An 18,579-nucleotide genomic window follows, 5' to 3' on the forward strand; every position below is an offset into this window, starting at 1 on the left:
GCCCGCCATGATGGCGGGCCCTTTTTATCTCTTTGCCGGCAATCGGCTTAGCCCTGCTTGACCCGGGTCTCCCCCGCCACCGACACCAGGGACCGCTTGCCCTTGCGGCTGATGACGATAAGCGCCAGCACGATCAGGGCGATGCCGCTCCCCTCCACCGGCCCCGGGTTCTCACCGAGCAGCCACCAGGAGAGCAGCACGCCGCTCACCGGCACCGCCAGGGTACTGAGCCCGGCGATCCCCGCCGGCAGCTTTTTCAGCACGAACAGCCAGAGGCTCCAGGCCAGCGCCGTGGCAAAGATGGCGCTGTAGGCGAGCGCGCCAAACACATAGGGCTGCCAGTCGATAGGCCGCTCCGGCACCAGAACCGCCACCAGCGCCATCACCAAGGTGGCGTAGATCATCTGCCAGGTGGTGAGAGACATCAGATCCACCCCGGGGTGGCGGGCATACATCCGCTTGGCGATGATGGCGCTGATCCCCCAGCAGATGCCGGAGGCAATGCCCAGCAGCGCGCTCTTCATGGAATCGAGGCGCAGTTGCCAGGGCTCGATCACCAACAGCAGTCCGCAAGCCGCCACCCCGACCGCCAGATAGTGCAGCTTGCGCATCCGCTCACCGAGAAAGAGCGCCGCGAAGATCACCACCCAGAACGGCATGGTGTAACTCAGAATGGCCACCTTGCCCGCCCCGCCGCTGATGAGCGCCCACTGGGCCAGCCCCACCATGCCGCAGGTCTGGAACAGGGCGATGGCGAGGGTGTAGCGAAACGGGGTGGGTTTGAGATAACGGCGGCCGCGCAGGCACTGCACCAGCAGCAACACCAGGGATCCGCACAGGCAGCGCAGGGCGGTAAACTCGAACGCCCCCGCGTAGAGCATCACCTGCTTCATCACGATCCAGCTGTAACTCCAGATGGCGGTGAGCAGGACCAATCCCCCCAGCGCCGCCATGTTCAACTTGCCATTCATTGTGCTGCCTTGTTGCTGCGGTCGGTACGTCCGCCATTCGGGGCGCCATCTTACTCCTCTGCCGCCCCCCTGCCCACCGCAGATAAGAGCTGGCCGGCCCATGCTTCCCTCTGCCAATCCCTGGCACCAGCCAACAGAAAGGGGGCCGACGGCCCCCAGGTTACAACCTTGCTCGCCCCTACTGGCTTATCAGGGTGCCGGTCTTGCCGGCAATGCCGTCGGCGGCCTTCTCCAGCAGGGTGATCAGGGATTTGCGCCCCGCCATGGAGGTGGCGAACGAGAGCGCCGCCTCCACCTTGGGCAGCATGGAGCCTTTGGCAAACTGCCCCTGCTCGATAAAACGCTGGGCATCCCCCACGCTCAACTGATCGAGCCACTGCACCTCGGGCTTGCCGAAGTTGATGGCGACCTTCTCCACCGCGGTGAGGATGATCAGCATGTCGGCATCGATGAGCTCCGCCAGCCTGGCACTGGCCCAATCCTTGTCGATCACCGCGCTGGCTCCGCGCAGGTGATTGCCCTCCCGCAGCACCGGAATGCCGCCGCCACCGACGGTGATCACCACCTGACCGGCGGCCAGCATGGCAGAGACGGTCTCCTTCTCGATGATGTCGACGGGTTTGGGAGATGCCACCACCCGGCGATAGCCACGACCGGCATCCTCTTTGAGCCGCTCGCCCTGTGCCATCAGCGCCTCCGCCTCCTCCTTGCTGAAGAAGCCACCGATGGGTTTGCTCGGGTCGAGGAAGGCGGGATCGTTTTTATCCACCTCAACCTGGGTCACCAGGGTGGCCACCGGTTTGTGGATACCACGCGCTAGCAAGGCTTCGCGCAGGGCGTTTTGCAGGTCATAGCCGATATACCCCTGACTCAGGGCCACGCAGACCGACATGGGCAGGTGGGGTGCCTTGGGATCGTGGCGGGCCGCCACCTCGAACGCCTGCTGGATCATCCCCACCTGCGGGCCGTTGCCGTGAGTCACCACCACCTCGTGCCCCTGGGCGATCAGGTCGGCAATGGTGCCCGCCGTGCTCTGCACCGCCTTCATCTGCTCGGGCAGGTTGTTGCCCAGCGCATTGCCACCAAGGGCCAGTACGATTCGCTGTTTCATCTTGTTATCTCCAGTGAGGGGACAAGCCGGCGCGATACCGGCCCACCTTTCGTTGTTCACATAACCTTGCTGAACTGCGTGTTTTGAACGGATTGTTAGCCTGCCACCACGGGGCAAGGCGAGTGCAGCTCCGGCGCCAAGGCCGGGTCAAAGGGCGCTCTGGCCAGAAAGCGGCCATGGCCGCGTTGCCCCAGAAACTCGCCATCGCGGGCGACCATCTCGCCGCGACTCAGGGTCAGTCTGATCTGGCCCGGGCAGCGCATCCCCTCGTAGGGGCTGTAGTCGCCGTTGTCGTGCAGCAGTCGGTGAGAAATCAGGGTGTCACCGCGGGGATCCATGATCACGAGATCGGCATCAGACCCCAGTTGCAGGTTGCCCTTGCGCGGCCAGAGGCCAAACAGGCGCGCCGGGTTGGCACTGGTGAGGGCCACAAAGCGGGACGGCGAGATGCGCCCGCCCAATACCCCGTGGGCAAACAGCAGCTGCATCCGGTTTTCGACCCCGGGCAAGCCGTTGGGGCAGCGGCTGAAATCGCCGCCCGAGAGGGTCATGCGCTGGGCGTGGGAGAAGTTGCAGTGATCGGTGGCCACCGTATCGATGTCGCCCGCAGCGATACCGACCCACAGCTTGTCCTGCTCGCTACGCCCACGCAGCGGCGGGCTCAGCAGATAGTCGACCCCGTTTTCCTTGTAATAACACTGCTCATCGAGCAGCAGATATTGCGGGCAGGTCTCCACCCAGACCGGCTGCCCCTGACGGCGCGCCAGTTTCAGATACTCCAGCCCCAAGCCGTTGGAGAGATGGACGATATAGAGCGGCGCATTGCCCGCGAGCCCCGCCAGATTGATCATCCGGGCGATCGCCTCCGCCTCGCACTCCAGCGGGCGGCTTTGCGGGTGATACCAAGGCTCACAGTGGCCGGCGGCCAGCAGGGCTGCCCGGCGCGCCGCGATGGCGGCGTCGTTCTCGGGGTGAACGGTGGCAAGCGCCCCCACCTCCTTGAGGCGGGCCAGGGCGCGCAGCACGTCGTGGTCCCCCAGCTTGTACTGGTAGGTGAGATAGAGCTTGAAGCTGCTGATCCCCTCCTCCTGCACCATGGCGGCCATTTCGTGGAGGATGGCGTCATCCACATGCTGGACAACGCCGTGAAAGCTGTAGTCGACCACCGCCTGATTGGCGGCGTAGTCGTGATAGCGGGCCAGCTGGTGATGCAGGTTGCACCCCGCCGGGCCAAATCCCATGTGATCGACGATGGTGGTGGTGCCACCACAGGCGGCGGCACGGGTACCGCTGAAAAAGTCATCGCAACTGCGGGCAATCCCGACATCGATGTTGAAGTGGGTGTGGACGTCGATGCCGCCCGGCATCACATAACAGCCGCTGGTATCGATCACTTCGGTCTCGCCATCGGGCTCGATAGCGGCGGCGCGCGCGCGGATCACCCCGTTCTCGATCAGCAGATCCTGACGATATTCCCCCTGCGCATCGACCAGCACACCGTGTTTGATCAGCCGTTTCATCCCCACCACCTCGCACATCCGATCGCGTCAAACAGCAAGGCCCCGCCTGCTAAAGACGGGGCACTTGCCACAGCCGGGCGGTGATGAGAGTCACCGCCCGGCAGACCCCTTATTTGTCCAGCTCGGCCAGATAGAGCATGGGGATCACGGCGTACATGGCGGCGCACTTGACCAGATGCTCCTTCCAGGTCTTCTCGTTCGGCGCGTGGGCCTCCGGCTCTTTGCCCGGACCAAAGCCGATGACCGGGATGCCGTGACGACCCATGATGGAGACGCCGTTGGTCGAGAAGGTCCACTTGTCCACCACAGGCGCCTTGTTGAACAGCTGGGTGTACGCCTTGGAGAGGGTTTTGACCGTGATGTGATCCTCTTCCACCTTCCAGGTCGGGAAGTAGCACTCGGTCGGGTAGACCAGGCCGGTGTAGGCCGGACGGTCGTACTGATACATGGAGACCTCGGCACCGGCGGCTTTTACCGCTGGCAGGGCGCGGATCTCGTCGAGTGCCCCTTGCCAGGTCTCGCCCCAGGTCAGACGGCGGTCGATGGAGACGGCGCAGCTGTCCGCCACGGCGCAGCGGCTTGGCGAAGTAAAGAAGATCTCGGAGACGGTCAGGGTGCCCTTGCCGAGGAAGTCGTCGTTGCCGAGGTTGTGGCTGAGTTCCTGCAATTCGCCGAGGATGGGGCCCATCTTGAAGATGGCGTTGTCACCGCGCTCCGGCGCGGAGCCGTGGCAGCTGACACCCTGCACCTCGACGCGGATCTCCATGCGGCCGCGCTGGCCACGGTAGATCTGGCAGTCGGTGGGTTCGGTACTGACCACGAACTCGGGGCGGATCTTGCTCTGCTCAATGATGTACTGCCAGCAGAGGCCATCGCAATCCTCTTCCTGCACGGTACCGGTCACCAGCAGGGTGTACTCGTCTTCCAGTCCCAGATCCTTGATGATCTTGCCGGCATAAACCATGGAGGCCATGCCCCCTTCCTGATCGGAAGCGCCGCGACCGCCGATGATCTCGTGATCTTCCATCCCCTCATAGGGGTCGAAGGTCCAGTTGGCGCGGTTGCCGATACCGACGGTATCGATGTGAGCATCCATGGCAATCAGGTGCGGACCGTGGCCGATATAGCCCAGCACGTTGCCCATGGGGTCGATCTCGACCTTGTCGAAGCCAACTTTTTCCATCTCCTGCTTGATGCGCAGCACCACCCGCTCTTCATCGCAGCTCTCGCTCGGGATGGCGATCATGTCGCGCAGGAACTGAGTCATCTCGGCCTTGTACTGGTAGGCCTTCTCCAACACCATTTCAAACGGAATTTGCTTGCTCATTGTGATTCTCCATAACAACTGAGAGTGCGCGACCTGTTCGTCGGCAGCGCCCTGTGCCCGTTACCGCGCCCCGTTGGCGAGGCGCGATCAGTTCTTCAATTCGTGTCTCTGTTCTCGCAGGGATTAGTCACAGGCAGGGTGCTTGCCTTCCCACACGACTTCCCGGTAATGGGCCACGTCGGTGTCCCCTTCGGTGTTGATCACCAGCACCACCGACTGCTCATCGAGCCCCAGCCGGGCCATCAGCGCGGCGCGATCCGGGTGGTGCCGCACCGCCGCCAGCACGCCGGTGCCAACCGAGCCGGATTCGCCGGAGATGATGCGGGGATCATCGCCAAGGGGGTTGCCGAGCACGCGCATGCCGAGCGCCGATACCTTGTCGTGACAGGAGATGAACTGGGTGGTGCAGCCGCGCAGCACAGGCCAGCCGAGGGGATTGGGTTCGCCGCAGGCGAGGCCGGCCATGATGGTGCGCATGTCGCCCCCCACGTTGACCATCTCCCCCGCCACGCCGGAGCGGTAGATGCAGTCGGCCTGATCCGGCTCGACCACGATACTGTGCAGATTCTTCGCCCCGAAGCAGTCCACCAGATAGCCGAGCACGCCGCCCGCCAGCGCCCCGACCCCGGCCTGTAGCAGCACGTGGGTGGGCTGCTTGATGCCCATGGCCTGCATCTGCTCGACCGCTTCGTCGGCCAGGGTGGCGTAACCCTGCATGATCCAGGTCGGGATCTTGGTGTAACCCTCCCAGGCGGTGTCCTGCACTATGTGCCAGCCGCGCTCCTCGGCCATCTTCATGGTCAGGCGCACTGTGTCGTCGTAGTTCATGTCGGTGACGATGCACTCGGCCCCCAGCGCCAGGATGTGGTCCACCCGCTCCTGGGCCGAGCCCTTGGGCATGTAGACCACCGCATGCTGGCCCACCTGCTTGGCGGCCCAGGCGACGCCGCGACCGTGGTTGCCATCTGTGGTGGTGGCGAAGGTCATCGGCTCCTTGATGGTGCGCTTGATGAGATCGAAGGTGAAATCCTCCACCGCCACCCCGTATTTTTCACAGAGCAGGTTGGCGATGGCGTAGACGCCACCGAGCATCTTGAAGGCGTTGAGGCCAAAGCGTTTGGACTCATCCTTCACCAGGATGTTCTTCACCCCGATATAGCCGGCAAGCGCTGTCAGATCGCACAGGGGGGTGGGCTCATAACCGGCCAGTTTTTTATGAAAGGCGCGGGCCTTTTGCGCCTGCGCACGGGAAAACAGGGGCAGCGACTCACCGGTAAAGAAACGGTTATCGGCAATCTCCATCTTCAGGGAAAATTGGGACATGAATACCTCGCAAAGAGTCATCTCGCCGGGGATCATCGAGTGAAAAGCGCCCCGGGGAGAGAACCCGTGACAATAACTGCGTGATGACGACGGCCGGACGGGACTTATTTCCCGCCCGGCCAGGCCATTATTTGACGCGTTTTTGCGCCTCTTTTATCAAGCCTTCGAGGGCGGTGCCCGGTGCCGAGAATTTACGGGCAACAATCATGGCGGCGATAATATAGGGCTTCCAGCTCGCCTCTTTATAAGTGGCGATCCGGTATTTCTCGAATACCCCTTCACTCACTTCCCCTTCCTTGCAGGAGACACCTGAAATATCCGCCGGCAGGCAGTGCATATAGAGCGCCTCGCCCCCCTTGGTGAGTTTCATCATCTCTTCGGTGCAATGCCAATCCTTGTGTTTGGCGTTCTGCGCCAGACAATGCTGCTCCAGCTCCTTGAGGCCCGCATGGTCGTTGGCCCGCAGCAGCTCGGTGCGCTGCTCCATCACCTGATAGGGCGCCCAGGACTTGGGATAGACGATGTCGGCATCCTTGAATGCCTCTTCCATGGAGGTAACCTGGCGGAAACTGCCGCCGGAGGCCTTGGCATTCTCCCGGGCCACTTCGATCACGTCCGGGATCAGGTCATACCCTTCCGGATGAGCCAGGGTCACGTCCATACCAAAACGAGTCATCAGGCCGATGATGCCCTGCGGCACGGAGAGCGGCTTGCCGTAGCTCGGCGAGTAGGCCCAGGTCATGGCAATCTTCTTGCCCTTGAGGTTCTCGAGGCTGCCGAAGTGCTCCTGCAACCAGGCGAGATCAGCCATGGACTGGGTCGGGTGATCAATGTCGCACTGCAGGTTGACCAGCGCCGGGCGCTGGGGCAGCACGCCCTTCTCGAACCCCTCGTCGAGCGCGGCGCCCACTTCGCGCATGTAGGCGTTACCGGCCCCCAGGTACATGTCGTCGCGAATGCCGATGGCATCGGCGCAGAAGGAGATCATGTTGGCGGTTTCACGGACGGTCTCGCCGTGGGCAATCTGGGACTTGCCCTCGTCCAGATCCTGCTGGGTCAGGCCGAGCAGGTTGAGGGCGGAGGCGTAGGAGAAACGGGTACGGGTGGAGTTGTCACGAAACACCGAGATGCCAAGACCGGTATTGAACAGCTTGGTGGCGATGTTTTCGGCGCGCAGTCCCTTGAGGGCCTCGGCCAGTTTGAGCACCAGCGCCAGCTCCTGAGGGGTCTGCTCCCAGGTCAGCAGGAAGTCTTTTTCATGCAGGTTGGACTTGAGTTCATTGATCTCTTTGATTAACTGGTTCACTGCTTTCATCGTTAGCCCCAATCTGTTGATGAGAAATACATTGCTCCCCTTCCACTCACAGGTCACCGAAACAAGGGCCATTGGGTGAGTTCATCGGTCAGCGTCAAATAAGGGCAATCAATAAGCGTGCCAACGCATAAATAAGCGGGAAATAACCAGAAAAGGTGTCTTGAATGTGAGCCGGCGCACAGCCTGAGGCTATATGTCGCCCCGCCAAGGCTGTTAAGTCTGCTTATTTTCCAGCTGATGGCTGCGCGCTGCTGAAATAGCGCGAGAATAGGGTGAGAGGAGGCCAAGCCGGTGCTGATAATTATCAGTCCGGCTATCACCAGCACCTGCCAATTGATAGAAAGCGGGGCCACATTCTCATAATGATAACGCCGCGATTGTCGGTCGCGGCGCGGTCAAACGGGGCCGCCAGGCGACCCGCGGCGGGCTCAGGCCTGCACGGCTATCTCGTACTTCTTTATCTTGCGATAGAGGGTGGCGATGCCGATCCCGAGTGCCTGGGCGGCCAGCTTCTTGTTGCCAAGGCGCAGCAGGGTCTCCTCTATCATCTGCTTTTCCATGTTCTCCAGCCCGTTTTCGCCAAGTGGCAGCGCCAACCCGCGCTCGACCTGGCCGGTAGCCGGCTCTGGCTGGCTTGCCTCTGGCGATGGCCAGTGCCCCCCCGTAGCCGGCACCGAGTTGCCAGCGGCAGGAGTGAGCGCAGGGTCGGCCAGCACGCCATGGGGATAAGGGTCGGGCGAGAGCGGCATGCGCGCGATTTGCACCGTGCTGCGTGACGGCTCGTCCGCCCCGCTGCGCTGGTTGCGCAGGATATTGGGGGGCAGCAGGATGCTCTCGATCACCTCCCCCGCCTGCACCACGTTCACCAGGTACTCAATGAGGTTGCTGAGCTCGCGCACGTTGCCGGGCCAACGGTAACCCTCCAGCAGAGCCATCACCTCCGGGCTCAGCCCCGGATACAGCAGGCCGATACGGCTGGTGTGCAGGTTGAGGAAATAGTGGGTCAGCAGCGCCACGTCCCCCTCCCGCTCGCGCAGGGGCGGCAGGTGGATGGGAATGACGTTGAGGCGATAGAAGAGATCCTCGCGAAACTTGCCCTCGGCGATGTACTGCTCCAGATGCTGGTGGGTCGCGGCTATGATGCGAATGTCCACCGGCACCGGCCGACTGGCGCCGATGGGGGTCACCTCCCGCAGCTCCAGCACCCGCAGCAGCTTGGCCTGCATGGTGAGCGGCATGTCCCCGATCTCGTCGAGAAACAGGGTGCCCTGCTGAGCGGCCTGGATCAGCCCCTGCTTGCCGGTGCTGGAGGCCCCGGTGAAGGCCCCCTTCACGTAGCCAAACAGCTCGCTCTCGAGCAGCTGCTCGGGGATGGCAGCGCAGTTGATGGCGATGAAGGGCTTGTCGCGGCGCGGGCTGAGCCGGTGGATGGCGCGGGCCACCACCTCCTTGCCGGTGCCGCTCTCGCCGCACACCAGCACGCTGGAGGGGCTCAGGGCGATGCGATGGAGCAGCTTTTTCAGGGCCCGCATCGGCTTGCTCTCTCCGATCAGCATGCTGACCCCCTCGTCGGGCTCCAGCGGTGGGTTCGGCGTGCCGTGGGACTGATGAAACGCCATCAGAAACAGCTGCTGTCCCTGCACGTGGTGCAATTGGCCGATGATCAGCTCCTGACGATCCCCCAGGGTGACGATGTGCTGCAGGTGGCCGGTCAACCCCTGCTGGGCAAAGGTGAGCGGGCGCAGCCCTATCTCGCAGCCCAACAGCGCCTCCTGCTGGCAGTTGAGCTGCTTGAGCGCGACCTCGTTGGCGTAAAGCACCTGGCTCTTCTCGTCGAGCAGCAGGCAGCCCTGATCCATGTGGTTCATCAGGCTCAAAAAGACCTTGTTGACCCCGTCCGACAGGCCGCGCGAGTCGAGCAGCTTGGCCACGAAGATGCTGGAGATGTGCTGCACATAGTCGCACACCTCCTGCAGGTTGTTGTTGAGGCGGGCCTGCTGCTCCGGATTGAAGGCCACCAGGCTGATCACTCCGATGCAGTTCTCCTCCACCATGATGGGCACCCCGAGAAAGGCCCGCTCCCGGCAGCTCTCCTTGCAGCTGCACCCCTCGCAGACCGGATCCTCGCTGGTGTGGGTGACAATCTTCTCGCGCTGATGCTCGATGACGTAGCGCAACAGGCGGGAGTCCCCCTCCAGCTGGCGACCGAAGAACTTGCCGTAAGGGCCGGTTCCCGCCACCCGCACCATGTTGGCGTCCACGATTTCCACTTCCAGTTGCAGCACGCTGGCCAGCATCTTGGCAAAGCGCAAAATGGTGGGCTGGATCTGCATCAACAAACATTGGTTACTGACGGACATCATGTTGTAAATCCCCTGGCTCCCACCCCGGGTGGGATTCATGCTGGCCAGATACTATGCCAATTCGATGGCAACGACTTCGCCGAGGATCACGAAAAGGGAACTTGCACCCACCCCGCTACCGGGAGTGAGAGCTGGCGCAGGCTGGACGTTCTGGTCAGTCTTGAGGGCCTGGTGGTCGTAATCGATCAGGATGTCTTGCCCAAGGGCTTTGGCACGGGCAATCAGAGCTGCAGCGATCTGCCCGTCCAGTTGCCAGTGGCCACTCGCTACATCGAACGGGCGACCATCACGAGCCTTGAATGGGCCGACCGGCAACAGCTGGTACCAGCCATCGTCTTGGGGAGTGAGTTGCGCATCGAGCACCGCCAGCCGCTCCCCGCTGACGGGGTTGGCTTGGAGGATGGCCACGAAGGGCGCTGAGTATGGGGTCTTGGATATGTTCATGCCGCCATAGTGCGGCGGCATGAAGGGGGATGGGGTTTATGGTGGGTTACTCATACACCATTGTAATATTTTGGGCATCATGGAAAATAATGATATTTTACATTGAGTTATAAACATTATTTTTATCTATCTGGAGGCTACCTTGGCACGTGATAACTTTACAAAACTTGTTATTGAAACGTTAAGATCCAGGGTTTCTCATCGATGTTCAAACCCTGATTGTCGTGTCCCTACATCCGCACCATCTAGTGGCAACAAGGCTCACACCATCGGAGTAGCGGCGCATATCTGTGCTGCATCACCAGGAGGCCCTAGATACGATGCTGAGATGAGCACGCACGAAAGAAAAGACATTAATAATGCCATCTGGTTGTGTCAAAACTGCTCAGTGAAAATTGATCGAGACCCTAATTCATTCTCTGTAGATCTTTTAAATAGTTGGAAAATTGAAGCCGAGCGTAAAGCCACATTAGAGTTAGGTAAAAAATTACCCAGCGATGAAGAGGCTGTTAGTTTGCTAACAGCCGCACTAACAGGGCACACAAACAATGCAATAACAAATGTGATTCGCAACTCACACAAAGCGACAGATACAGCATTGGAAAACCTCGACCCCAGATTCAAAGTGCAAAGTTCCTATAATAATGGCATTACAACATTCACTTTACATGCTAAAGAAAATGTTCCTATTGCAATGACGGTTTTCAATAAAAAAGATAACCCTTATGACTTTAAAAAATTATTTGAACAAGGCCAACCACTTGAAATAAAATCGGGTGATTTGCATTTAGAAGGTTCAAAGCTTCTAGAAAAAATCACGGGAGAGAATAAGGGTTCATTTTACTTCGAACCGAACAAGCTCAAAGCTATACATAAGTTGTGGCTGGTTAACGAAAAAACTCATGAAACTTATTTTTTTGATGAGATTGATGGGCATGTATCTATAGGTTCAAAATACCTTTCATACAAAGGTAGCGCATGTGATGGACTTTTTGAGATAGGTTACTTAAAATCACGCAATGCTGCAGACAAAAAGACAACAATGAGTATGTCTTTAAAAATAGCAAAATGGAATGATGTAAACATAATAAACTTACCATTCTTTGAGAAACTAAAATGCCTTATATCTAATATAGCCAATGGCTGGATAGTTTTTACATCATTAGAAATAGATGGCGAAACCATACTAAAAAACACTGGTTCAAAATATGATGACAATGACTTCACCAACGAAGCATACGGCATACTTGAATACACAAACAATTGTAGAATTATCGCAAGGAATTGTAAGAAGGACATCCTATTTTCATCATCCGTTTTAGTTTCACAGGAAGATTCTTTTTTTATCGCTGAACTAGCCCATGGATTGGAAAACACTATTACTTACAACGCAAGTGATATTAAAGAGAATCCCACATTGGAGTTAATAGCTGATAATGGATGTCAAAATATCCATAAAATTAAAAACTGTAATGACCCTGGGTCAATTAGAATAGTTCAATCATCAGGTGACACCGTAAGAATATTTAACCAAGACGTTACCTTGCCACCTAAAGTATTTGCTTTTGAATCTGTGATCCCTAGAGTCTTGGATGATATGGAAGAGATTAAAGAAAATGACCATGTTCTTATCGAACTGTCACCTCATGATAATTTCACAGCTCAGATATTTTACGAAAATGGCATATACAGACAATGTTAACGGTTGATGAGCTCTGATCAATCAGGCTATATAACTTGTTTTTTATAAATCAAGATACATTTAAACGACAAGGAGATGAGCAAACTCTCCCCCTTGAATTTTTTACTTTACATCCCCCCCAGACCACGCTATCAATTGAGCGCCGCTGTATCGTAAGGTGAGCGGTGTAAGGCTGATCCGGTTGTGCCGGTCAGTACCCGCTCTGAGCCTATGCAGGCCGACGGGACTTCAACTTGAACCGAAGTCCGTCCGGCCATTCTCCAATCCATACCGTCACGGACTTCAATATCAAACTGATTGAGGTCACGACCATGGGTAACATCGCCAAACAACGCCACCAAGCTGCCGTTCGTCAATCCTTTCACTGCTTCTATTGCGGACTGCCGATGTGGGAAGCCTCCCCTGCCGCACTGATGCAGCAATATCGCCTCACCCCTGCCGAAGCTCGGCTATTGCAGTGCACGGGGGAACATCTACAACCACGCAGCAACGGCGGTTCGAACCAGACCGCCAATATCGTGGCCGCCTGTCGGCACTGCAACGGCTCCCGCCACAAAACGCCCAAGGTGCTATCCCCTGAGCAGTATCAGAAAAAGGTGCGGGAGCGTGTGGGTAAAGGGGGCTGGTTTCCTAAAGGGATCACCAGCAAGGTCAAGGGGAACAAAACCAATGGTGTTTAAGGCTGTTTAACCGCGCCAATGGCCAACACCTTGCTATCAGGCTGATCATACGCCTTGGCGGGTAACGCGAACGCAGGGCCGTAGGTTCGATTAGCGAAGCGGAATCGGACATTTGTGGCCGCTAGAAAAAAGGACGCCCTCAGGCGTCCTTTTTATTGCTGAAGAGGATCAACTGCCCAGATGCAGGGCCAGCCAGACTGCCAGCGGGATCACCAGGACCGAGAGCGCATTGCCGCCAAGCACTATGCTGGCCACTTTCTCGGGCTGGCACTGGTACTGCTCGCACAGCATGTAGTTGAGCACCGCCGGGGGCAGCGCCACCGACAGCATCAGCAGCGGGATCCAGGCAGGTTGCAACGGCAGCAACCAGACAGTAAGCCCCAGGGAGATGCCACCGGCCAGCAGATAGAGCAGGTTGCACTTGAGGGCGAGCCCCAGGTGATCCAGCTCCCCTTCCATCAGCCGGATGCCGAGAGCAAACAGCATCAGCGGCACCGAGATCTGGCCGAGCAAAGAGGCGCTGGTCACCAAGTATTCGGGCAGCGGGATATGCAGATTGGCCACCAGCAGGCCGGCCAGGGCGGCCCACAGCACAGGGCTTTTCAGCCAGAGCCAGCGGGAGGTGTTGGCCGAGAGGATGAACATGCCCACCGAGAAGTGGAGCAGGTTGGAGAGCACGAACAGTATGACGATGGCGCCCAGCTGCTGCTCGCCGAAGGCCAGCACCATCAGCGGAATGCCGAGGTTGCCGGTGTTGCGAAACATGGCGGGCAGGATCAGGGCCGGTCGGCTGATGCTGCGAAGCCTGAGCAGGGAGAGCAGCAGCCCCGGCAGCAGGATCACCAGGGCCCCCGCCGCGATGAGCGAGAGGTGAGCCATCAGATCCAGCGGGTATTTGACCAGCGCCGAGAACACCAGCGCCGGGGTGAACAGCTCGATATTGGCCCGGTTGACGTAACCCAGCGCACCGCCCGGGCGCAACCGGCCGTAGAGGGCGCCAAGCCCCACCACCGCAAACACCGGAACGACGATATTGAGCAGCGCGCTGAACATGGGCGAGTCCTTTACAGTTCGCGGGCGGGGGTACCCATCAGCAGCACGGGATCCAGGGTCACTTCCTGGCGGCCGTTGCTCACCCAGAGCTGGCCGTCGGATATGGTGCAGGTGAGCTGCATGGTCCGCTCCACCATCTCGGTCAGCGGCAGGGTCTGGCCGTCGGAGAGCTCAATCACGGTGAGGTTGTCGTGCAGGCCGAGTTTGCCCTGGTTCTGCTTCCACCAGACGCTGGTGCCACGGCCGCCGTAGAGATAGAGCACCACATGACGGGAGCGGTTGCACGCCTTCTTGAGACGGCGCTCGTCGGGCTGGCCGAGCTCTATCCAGAGTTCAATCTCGTCGGAATAGTTCTTGCGCCACAGTTCCGGCTCGTCATCGGCAGAGAGGCCCTTGGTGAACTCCAGCCGCTCGGCGGCGTGCCAGGCGAAGGCCGCCAGCCGGATCATCATCCGCTCGTCGGTCTCGGAGGGGTGGCGGGCCAGGGTGAGAGAGAAGTCCTGATACAGATTGCGATCCATGTCGGACAGGCTGAGCTGAGCCTTGAATACGGTTGCCTTGAGAGCCATAGAAAACCTTGAATACCTTGGGAAGCGGGCCGAAACGAAAAACTGCGCGCCAGTGTAATCAAAATCGGCGGCCGGTTCGACCTCAAGCAGCACACATTTGTGCCCCTGGAGCGCAGATAACTGCCTGCCAAGGCTCAAAAAACAAATGCCAGTCCGAAGACTGGCATTTGGCGGTATGAACGAAAGAAGCGGATCACTTCTCGGCGGACTTGACCCCGAAGGCATTGAGCAGCAGGCAGCAGGTCACTGCCACCGCCACAAACCCGCTCAGGAAGATAAAGGGCATGGCCCCGTATCCCAATACAGTCCAGATGGTTTGTTCAAGCAGACTCATTATGTGTCCTTCATCCAGTGAAATGGGTGTCCCTTTCGTGACGGGGTTATCCCCCCGTTCCTGATAATGCTATTTGACCCCAACCAGCGCCTGAGTCCTATGCCACCAAAGTAATAAATAGGGGGCTAGTTTGAGTTGGATCAACAATTTATCCCTTGCCGAGGAAAAATATGGACGGGATTCAACCAGTTGTCAGCCTGCTGCTCCCGCATTTTCCATCTTGGCGCCAAAAAGAAGGAGGCGACCCCGGGGTCGCCTCCTTGTCGGTTGGCCTGTTGCCGCGAGCGGCGCCCCCTCAATAGAAGCGCTGCTGCTCCGCCGCCATCGCCTTGAGGCGATCGCAGGGGGCGAAGCGGTCGCCGTAGCGCTTCTGGTAGTGCTCAAGGCGCCCCACCAGGTGCTCGATGCCGAGGCTGTCCATGTAACGGAACGGGCCACCCAGGAACGGCGGGAAGCCGATGCCGAAGATGGCGCCGATGTCGCCGTCGCGAGCCGAGGCCACTACTCCGCTGTCCAGCGCCATGGCCGCTTCGTTGAGCATCATCAGCACGCAGCGCTCGGCTAGCTCCGCCTTGGCCAGCTTGGCCTGGGGGGAGATGCCGAGCACACCGTAGACGCTCTCGTCCACCGTCTTCTTGCCCTCTTTGCCGGTGAGCTTGCTGCGCGGGGCCGCCTTGCCGTAGAGGTAGAAGCCCTTGCCGTTCTTGCGCCCCTTGCGATCGTTTTGCAGCAGTTTGTCAAAGGCCGCCGGGGCCTGGAACTGCTCGCCCCCCAGCTCTTTTTCGAGGATCGGGGAGATCTTGGCACCCACGTCGATCCCCACCTCGTCCAGCAGGGTGATGGGGCCGACCGGGAAGCCGAAATCGAGCAGGGCGCCGTCCAGCACCTCCACCGGCTCCCCTTCCAGCACCAGGCGCGCCGCCTCGTTCATGTAGGGGGCCAGGATGCGGTTGACGTAGAAGCCCGCCTCGTCCTTGACCACGATGGGGGTCTTGCCCTGAGCGCGGGCAAAGGCCAGGGTGGTGGCGACCGTCTCGGCACTGGTGCCGGCGTGGGGGATGATCTCCGCCAGCGGCATCTTGTCCACCGGGCTGAAGTAGTGCAGCCCCACCACCCGCTCCGGGTGCGCCGCCGCCGAGGCGATCTGGTGAATAGGCAGAGAGGAGGTGTTGGAGGCAAACACGGTGTGCTCGCCGCACTCGCGCTCCACGTCCTTCACCATCTGGTGCTTGAGGGAAAGATCTTCGAACACCGCTTCCACCACCATGTCGACCCGGTGGAAACCGGAGTAGTCGAGGGTGCCGGTCAGCAGGCTCATCTGCTTCTCAAGCTCGCTGCGCAGCAGTTGGCGGCGCTTGAGCTTCTTGGCCAGGATGTCGTAGCTGTAGCGCATGGCATTGCCGATGCCACTGCTGGCCACGTCCTTGATCCGCACCGGTACGCCTGCCTTGGTGGCGGTGACGAAGGCGATACCGCCCCCCATCAGACCGCCGCCCAGCACGGCGGCATGACCCACTTTGCGCGGCTCGGCCCCCTGATAGGTGACCTCCTTCTTCATCTCGGTGGTGGCAAAGAAGATGGAGCGCAGGGCGGCTGATTCGCTGGTCATCACCAACTCGCCAAAGTGGCGGGATTCGGCGGCAAGGCCGGCCTGCATCCCCTCTTCCACCCCGATGCGCACCACTTCCAGGATCAGATCCGGCGCCGGGTAGTTGCCGCGGGTCTTCGCTTTCACCCCTTTGCGGGCCTGATCGAACAGCACCTTGCGGCCAAGTTTGTTGGTCTCCAGCAGTTTGCCCTGCAGATCCCGCTTGAGCTCGTGACGGGGCTTGCCCTTCTTGGCCAGCTTGATGGCGGCATCCAGCAGGATGGAGGGCGGCACCACGTCGTCCACCAGCCCCAGTTTCTTGGCCTGCTTGGCCCGCACCTGCTTGCCGGTCAGCATCAGATCGAGCGCCTTGGCCACCCCGATGAGGCGCGGCAGACGCTGGGTCCCGCCGGAGCCCGGCAGCAAGCCCAGTTGCACCTCGGGCAGGCCGAGCACCGTCTTGCCGTGATCGGTGACCACCCGGCCATGGCAGGCCAGCGCCAGCTCCAACCCGCCGCCGAGGCAGGGGCCGTGAATGGCGGCGATCACCGGGATCGGCAGCGACTCGATCTCGGCGAAGATCACCTGCCCTTCCCGCGACAGCGTCTCGGCATCCTTGGCGCTGGTACAGGCCGCCAGCATGCTGATGTCGGCGCCGGCGATGAAGGAGTCCTTCTTGCCGGAGACCACCACCAGGCCGATCAGCTCTTTATTGGCTTTCACCTCGGCCAGCACCGCGCGGATCTCCTCCACGAAGGCGGCCTTGAGGGTATTCATGCTCTCGCCCGGCACATCCATGGTGAGAATGCCGATGCCATCCTGGCGCACCGCCAGGGAAAAAGTCTTCTCGCTCATCACTCTACCTCCAACACCATGGCCACGCCGAGACCACCTGCAGCACAGGCGGTGTTAAGCCCCAATCCCCCACCCCGGCGCCGCAGCTCGTGCAGGGTCTGGGTGATCATCCGCGCACCGGTCGCGGCAAAGGGGTGACCAAAGGCCAGCGAGCCACCGAGGACGTTGAACTTGTCCATGTCCACCTCGCCGATGGCCTGATCGCGACCCAGCTTGCTCTGGGCAAACTCTTTGCTGGCAAACATCTTGAGGTTGGCCAGGGTCTGGGCGGCGAAGGCCTCGTGCATGTCGATCAGGGTGAGATCGGCCAGCGTGATGCCGGCGCGGTCCAGCGCCAGCGGGGTGGCGTAGGAGGGGCCCATCAGCATGTCCTGCCACACGTCGATGGCAGAAAACGCGAAACTGCGGATGTAGCCGAGCGGCTCGAGGCCAAGCTCACGGGCCCGCCCTTCGCGCATCAGCAGCACGGCGGCGGCGCCGTCGGTGAGCGGAGTGGCGTTGGCAGCGGTAACGGAGCCGTGCACCCGGTCAAACACCGGCTTGAGCTTGGCGTAGCTCGCCAGATCCGAGCTTTCGCGGATGTTGTTGTCTCGCTCCAGCGGCGCCTTGTAGGGAGGCACGTGGGCGGTAAACACCTCGCCACTGAGTTTGCCATCGGCCCAGGCCTGGGCGGCCAGGGTGTGGGAGCGGTGCGCCAGCGCATCTTGCGCCTCGCGGCTGATCTGGTGGCTCTTGGCCATCTGCTCCGCGGTCTGCCCCATGGAGAGGCCGGTGGAGTACTCGGCCACTGCGGGCGGCACCGGCAGCAGATCCTTGACCCGCAACTGGCGCAGGATATTGAAACGCTGCTGCAGATTGCGCGCCTTGTTGAGATCCACCAGGGCGCGAGCCAGCTTCTTGCTCACCCCGATGGGCAGCACGGAGGAGGAGTCGGCGCCGCCGGCGATGGCGATGTCCACCGTGCCGGCCATGATGGATTCGGTGACGTTGGCGACAGCCTGGAAACTGGTGGCGCAGGCGCGCGACACGCTATAGGCATCGGTGCTGACGCTCATGCCGGTGCCGAGCACGATCTCGCGGGCAATGTTGGGAGCTTCCGGCATCTGTACCACCTGGCCGAACACCAGCTGGTCGATGAGCTTGGGATCGAGATCGGTGCGAGCGAGCATCTCGCTCACCACCAGTTTGCCCAGATCCACCGCAGGCACGCCGTGAAAGGCGGTGGCCTGCTTGGCAAAGGGAGTGCGCAAACCCGCCACGACGGCAATCCGTTCGCCCTGGCGAGTCGTCAGTTTCAATGGCTCTTTCATCCTGGCTCCTTGGTTAAACGAGAAGACTAAAGGGAGAGGTCTGACCTCATTGCGCCACATCTTAACAATCCACTCACAAATTTCATACGACTGATTGAAACTAAATTACCGCCA

General features: G+C 60.1%; 15 protein-coding genes. 2 read left to right on the forward strand and 13 right to left on the reverse strand.

The genetic code is table 11. From position 1 onward, the window contains the following. Positions 1 to 47: 47 nt before the first annotated feature. The 8 genes from R2E40_RS11835 to R2E40_RS11870 form a co-directional block, all read right to left on the reverse strand. Positions 48 to 971, reverse strand: a complete 924-nt coding sequence (locus tag R2E40_RS11835) for a DMT family transporter (RefSeq protein WP_318163423.1) — start codon at positions 969 to 971, stop codon at positions 48 to 50. 178 nt (positions 972 to 1,149) lie between these two features. Continuing rightward, positions 1,150 to 2,082, reverse strand: a complete 933-nt coding sequence (gene arcC, locus R2E40_RS11840) for a carbamate kinase (protein ID WP_318163424.1) — start codon at positions 2,080 to 2,082, stop codon at positions 1,150 to 1,152. A gap of 95 nt (positions 2,083 to 2,177) precedes the next feature. Further along, positions 2,178 to 3,602 (reverse strand): dihydropyrimidinase, encoded by a 1,425-nt coding sequence (gene hydA, locus R2E40_RS11845; protein WP_318163425.1) that lies wholly within the window; start codon positions 3,600 to 3,602, stop codon positions 2,178 to 2,180. A gap of 109 nt (positions 3,603 to 3,711) precedes the next feature. Beyond that, positions 3,712 to 4,929, reverse strand: coding sequence for a YgeY family selenium metabolism-linked hydrolase (locus R2E40_RS11850; protein WP_216989419.1), 1,218 nt, complete (start codon positions 4,927 to 4,929; stop codon positions 3,712 to 3,714). Positions 4,930 to 5,052: 123 nt separating this feature from the next. Then, on the reverse strand, positions 5,053 to 6,252 hold the full coding sequence (gene dpaL / locus R2E40_RS11855) for a diaminopropionate ammonia-lyase (protein WP_318163426.1): 1,200 nt from the start codon (positions 6,250 to 6,252) through the stop codon (positions 5,053 to 5,055). Between the two features lie 127 nt (positions 6,253 to 6,379). Beyond that, entirely contained in the window at positions 6,380 to 7,567 is a 1,188-nt protein-coding gene (gene ygeW / locus R2E40_RS11860; RefSeq protein ID WP_318163427.1) for a knotted carbamoyltransferase YgeW, read from the reverse strand. A gap of 428 nt (positions 7,568 to 7,995) precedes the next feature. Beyond that, on the reverse strand, positions 7,996 to 9,930 hold the full coding sequence (locus R2E40_RS11865; RefSeq protein ID WP_318163428.1) for a sigma 54-interacting transcriptional regulator: 1,935 nt from the start codon (positions 9,928 to 9,930) through the stop codon (positions 7,996 to 7,998). Positions 9,931 to 9,981: 51 nt separating this feature from the next. Continuing rightward, entirely contained in the window at positions 9,982 to 10,374 is a 393-nt protein-coding gene (locus tag R2E40_RS11870; protein ID WP_318163429.1) for a phage protease, read from the reverse strand. A gap of 142 nt (positions 10,375 to 10,516) precedes the next feature. Between R2E40_RS11870 and R2E40_RS11875 the strand changes: the two genes are divergently transcribed. Both R2E40_RS11875 and R2E40_RS11880 read left to right on the forward strand, forming a co-directional pair. Further along, on the forward strand, positions 10,517 to 12,076 hold the full coding sequence (locus R2E40_RS11875) for a hypothetical protein (RefSeq protein ID WP_318163430.1): 1,560 nt from the start codon (positions 10,517 to 10,519) through the stop codon (positions 12,074 to 12,076). Positions 12,077 to 12,309: 233 nt separating this feature from the next. Then, positions 12,310 to 12,756, forward strand: coding sequence for an HNH endonuclease (locus tag R2E40_RS11880; RefSeq protein WP_318163431.1), 447 nt, complete (start codon positions 12,310 to 12,312; stop codon positions 12,754 to 12,756). Positions 12,757 to 12,924: 168 nt separating this feature from the next. Here the strand turns inward: R2E40_RS11880 and R2E40_RS11885 are convergent, their stop codons facing one another. From R2E40_RS11885 to fadI, 5 genes are all read right to left on the reverse strand, one after another. Further along, a complete protein-coding gene (locus R2E40_RS11885; protein ID WP_318163432.1) occupies positions 12,925 to 13,809 on the reverse strand; it encodes an AEC family transporter in 885 nt (294 codons plus the stop codon). A gap of 11 nt (positions 13,810 to 13,820) precedes the next feature. After that, entirely contained in the window at positions 13,821 to 14,378 is a 558-nt protein-coding gene (locus R2E40_RS11890) for a YaeQ family protein (RefSeq protein ID WP_318163433.1), read from the reverse strand. A gap of 193 nt (positions 14,379 to 14,571) precedes the next feature. Continuing rightward, on the reverse strand, positions 14,572 to 14,712 hold the full coding sequence (locus tag R2E40_RS11895) for a TIGR02808 family protein (protein ID WP_005301193.1): 141 nt from the start codon (positions 14,710 to 14,712) through the stop codon (positions 14,572 to 14,574). A 295-nt stretch (positions 14,713 to 15,007) separates the two neighbouring features. After that, positions 15,008 to 17,155: a fatty acid oxidation complex subunit alpha FadJ gene (gene fadJ / locus R2E40_RS11900; protein WP_043162545.1), complete on the reverse strand. Its 2,148-nt coding sequence runs from the start codon at positions 17,153 to 17,155 to the stop codon at positions 15,008 to 15,010. Beyond that, entirely contained in the window at positions 17,155 to 18,465 is a 1,311-nt protein-coding gene (gene fadI, locus R2E40_RS11905) for an acetyl-CoA C-acyltransferase FadI (RefSeq protein WP_024945337.1), read from the reverse strand. Before fadI ends, fadJ begins: the two co-directional genes overlap by 1 nt. Between the last annotated feature and the right edge of the window lie 114 nt (positions 18,466 to 18,579).

It is taken from the genome of Aeromonas sp. CD (genome assembly GCF_033349375.1).
Classification (GTDB): domain Bacteria; phylum Pseudomonadota; class Gammaproteobacteria; order Enterobacterales; family Aeromonadaceae; genus Aeromonas; species Aeromonas hydrophila.

Bases quoted from the DNA above. Each gene is read 5' to 3' on its own strand.
- R2E40_RS11835 (WP_318163423.1), bottom strand. From the start codon at position 971: ATGAATGGCAAGTTGAACATGGCGGCGCTGGGGGGATTGGTCCTGCTC.
- arcC (WP_318163424.1), bottom strand. From the start codon at position 2,082: ATGAAACAGCGAATCGTACTGGCCCTTGGTGGCAATGCGCTGGGCAAC.
- hydA (WP_318163425.1), bottom strand. From the start codon at position 3,602: ATGAAACGGCTGATCAAACACGGTGTGCTGGTCGATGCGCAGGGGGAA.
- R2E40_RS11850 (WP_216989419.1), bottom strand. From the start codon at position 4,929: ATGAGCAAGCAAATTCCGTTTGAAATGGTGTTGGAGAAGGCCTACCAG.
- dpaL (WP_318163426.1), bottom strand. From the start codon at position 6,252: ATGTCCCAATTTTCCCTGAAGATGGAGATTGCCGATAACCGTTTCTTT.
- ygeW (WP_318163427.1), bottom strand. From the start codon at position 7,567: ATGAAAGCAGTGAACCAGTTAATCAAAGAGATCAATGAACTCAAGTCC.
- R2E40_RS11865 (WP_318163428.1), bottom strand. From the start codon at position 9,930: ATGATGTCCGTCAGTAACCAATGTTTGTTGATGCAGATCCAGCCCACC.
- R2E40_RS11870 (WP_318163429.1), bottom strand. From the start codon at position 10,374: ATGAACATATCCAAGACCCCATACTCAGCGCCCTTCGTGGCCATCCTC.
- R2E40_RS11885 (WP_318163432.1), bottom strand. From the start codon at position 13,809: ATGTTCAGCGCGCTGCTCAATATCGTCGTTCCGGTGTTTGCGGTGGTG.
- R2E40_RS11890 (WP_318163433.1), bottom strand. From the start codon at position 14,378: ATGGCTCTCAAGGCAACCGTATTCAAGGCTCAGCTCAGCCTGTCCGAC.
- R2E40_RS11895 (WP_005301193.1), bottom strand. From the start codon at position 14,712: ATGAGTCTGCTTGAACAAACCATCTGGACTGTATTGGGATACGGGGCC.
- fadJ (WP_043162545.1), bottom strand. From the start codon at position 17,155: ATGAGCGAGAAGACTTTTTCCCTGGCGGTGCGCCAGGATGGCATCGGC.
- fadI (WP_024945337.1), bottom strand. From the start codon at position 18,465: ATGAAAGAGCCATTGAAACTGACGACTCGCCAGGGCGAACGGATTGCC.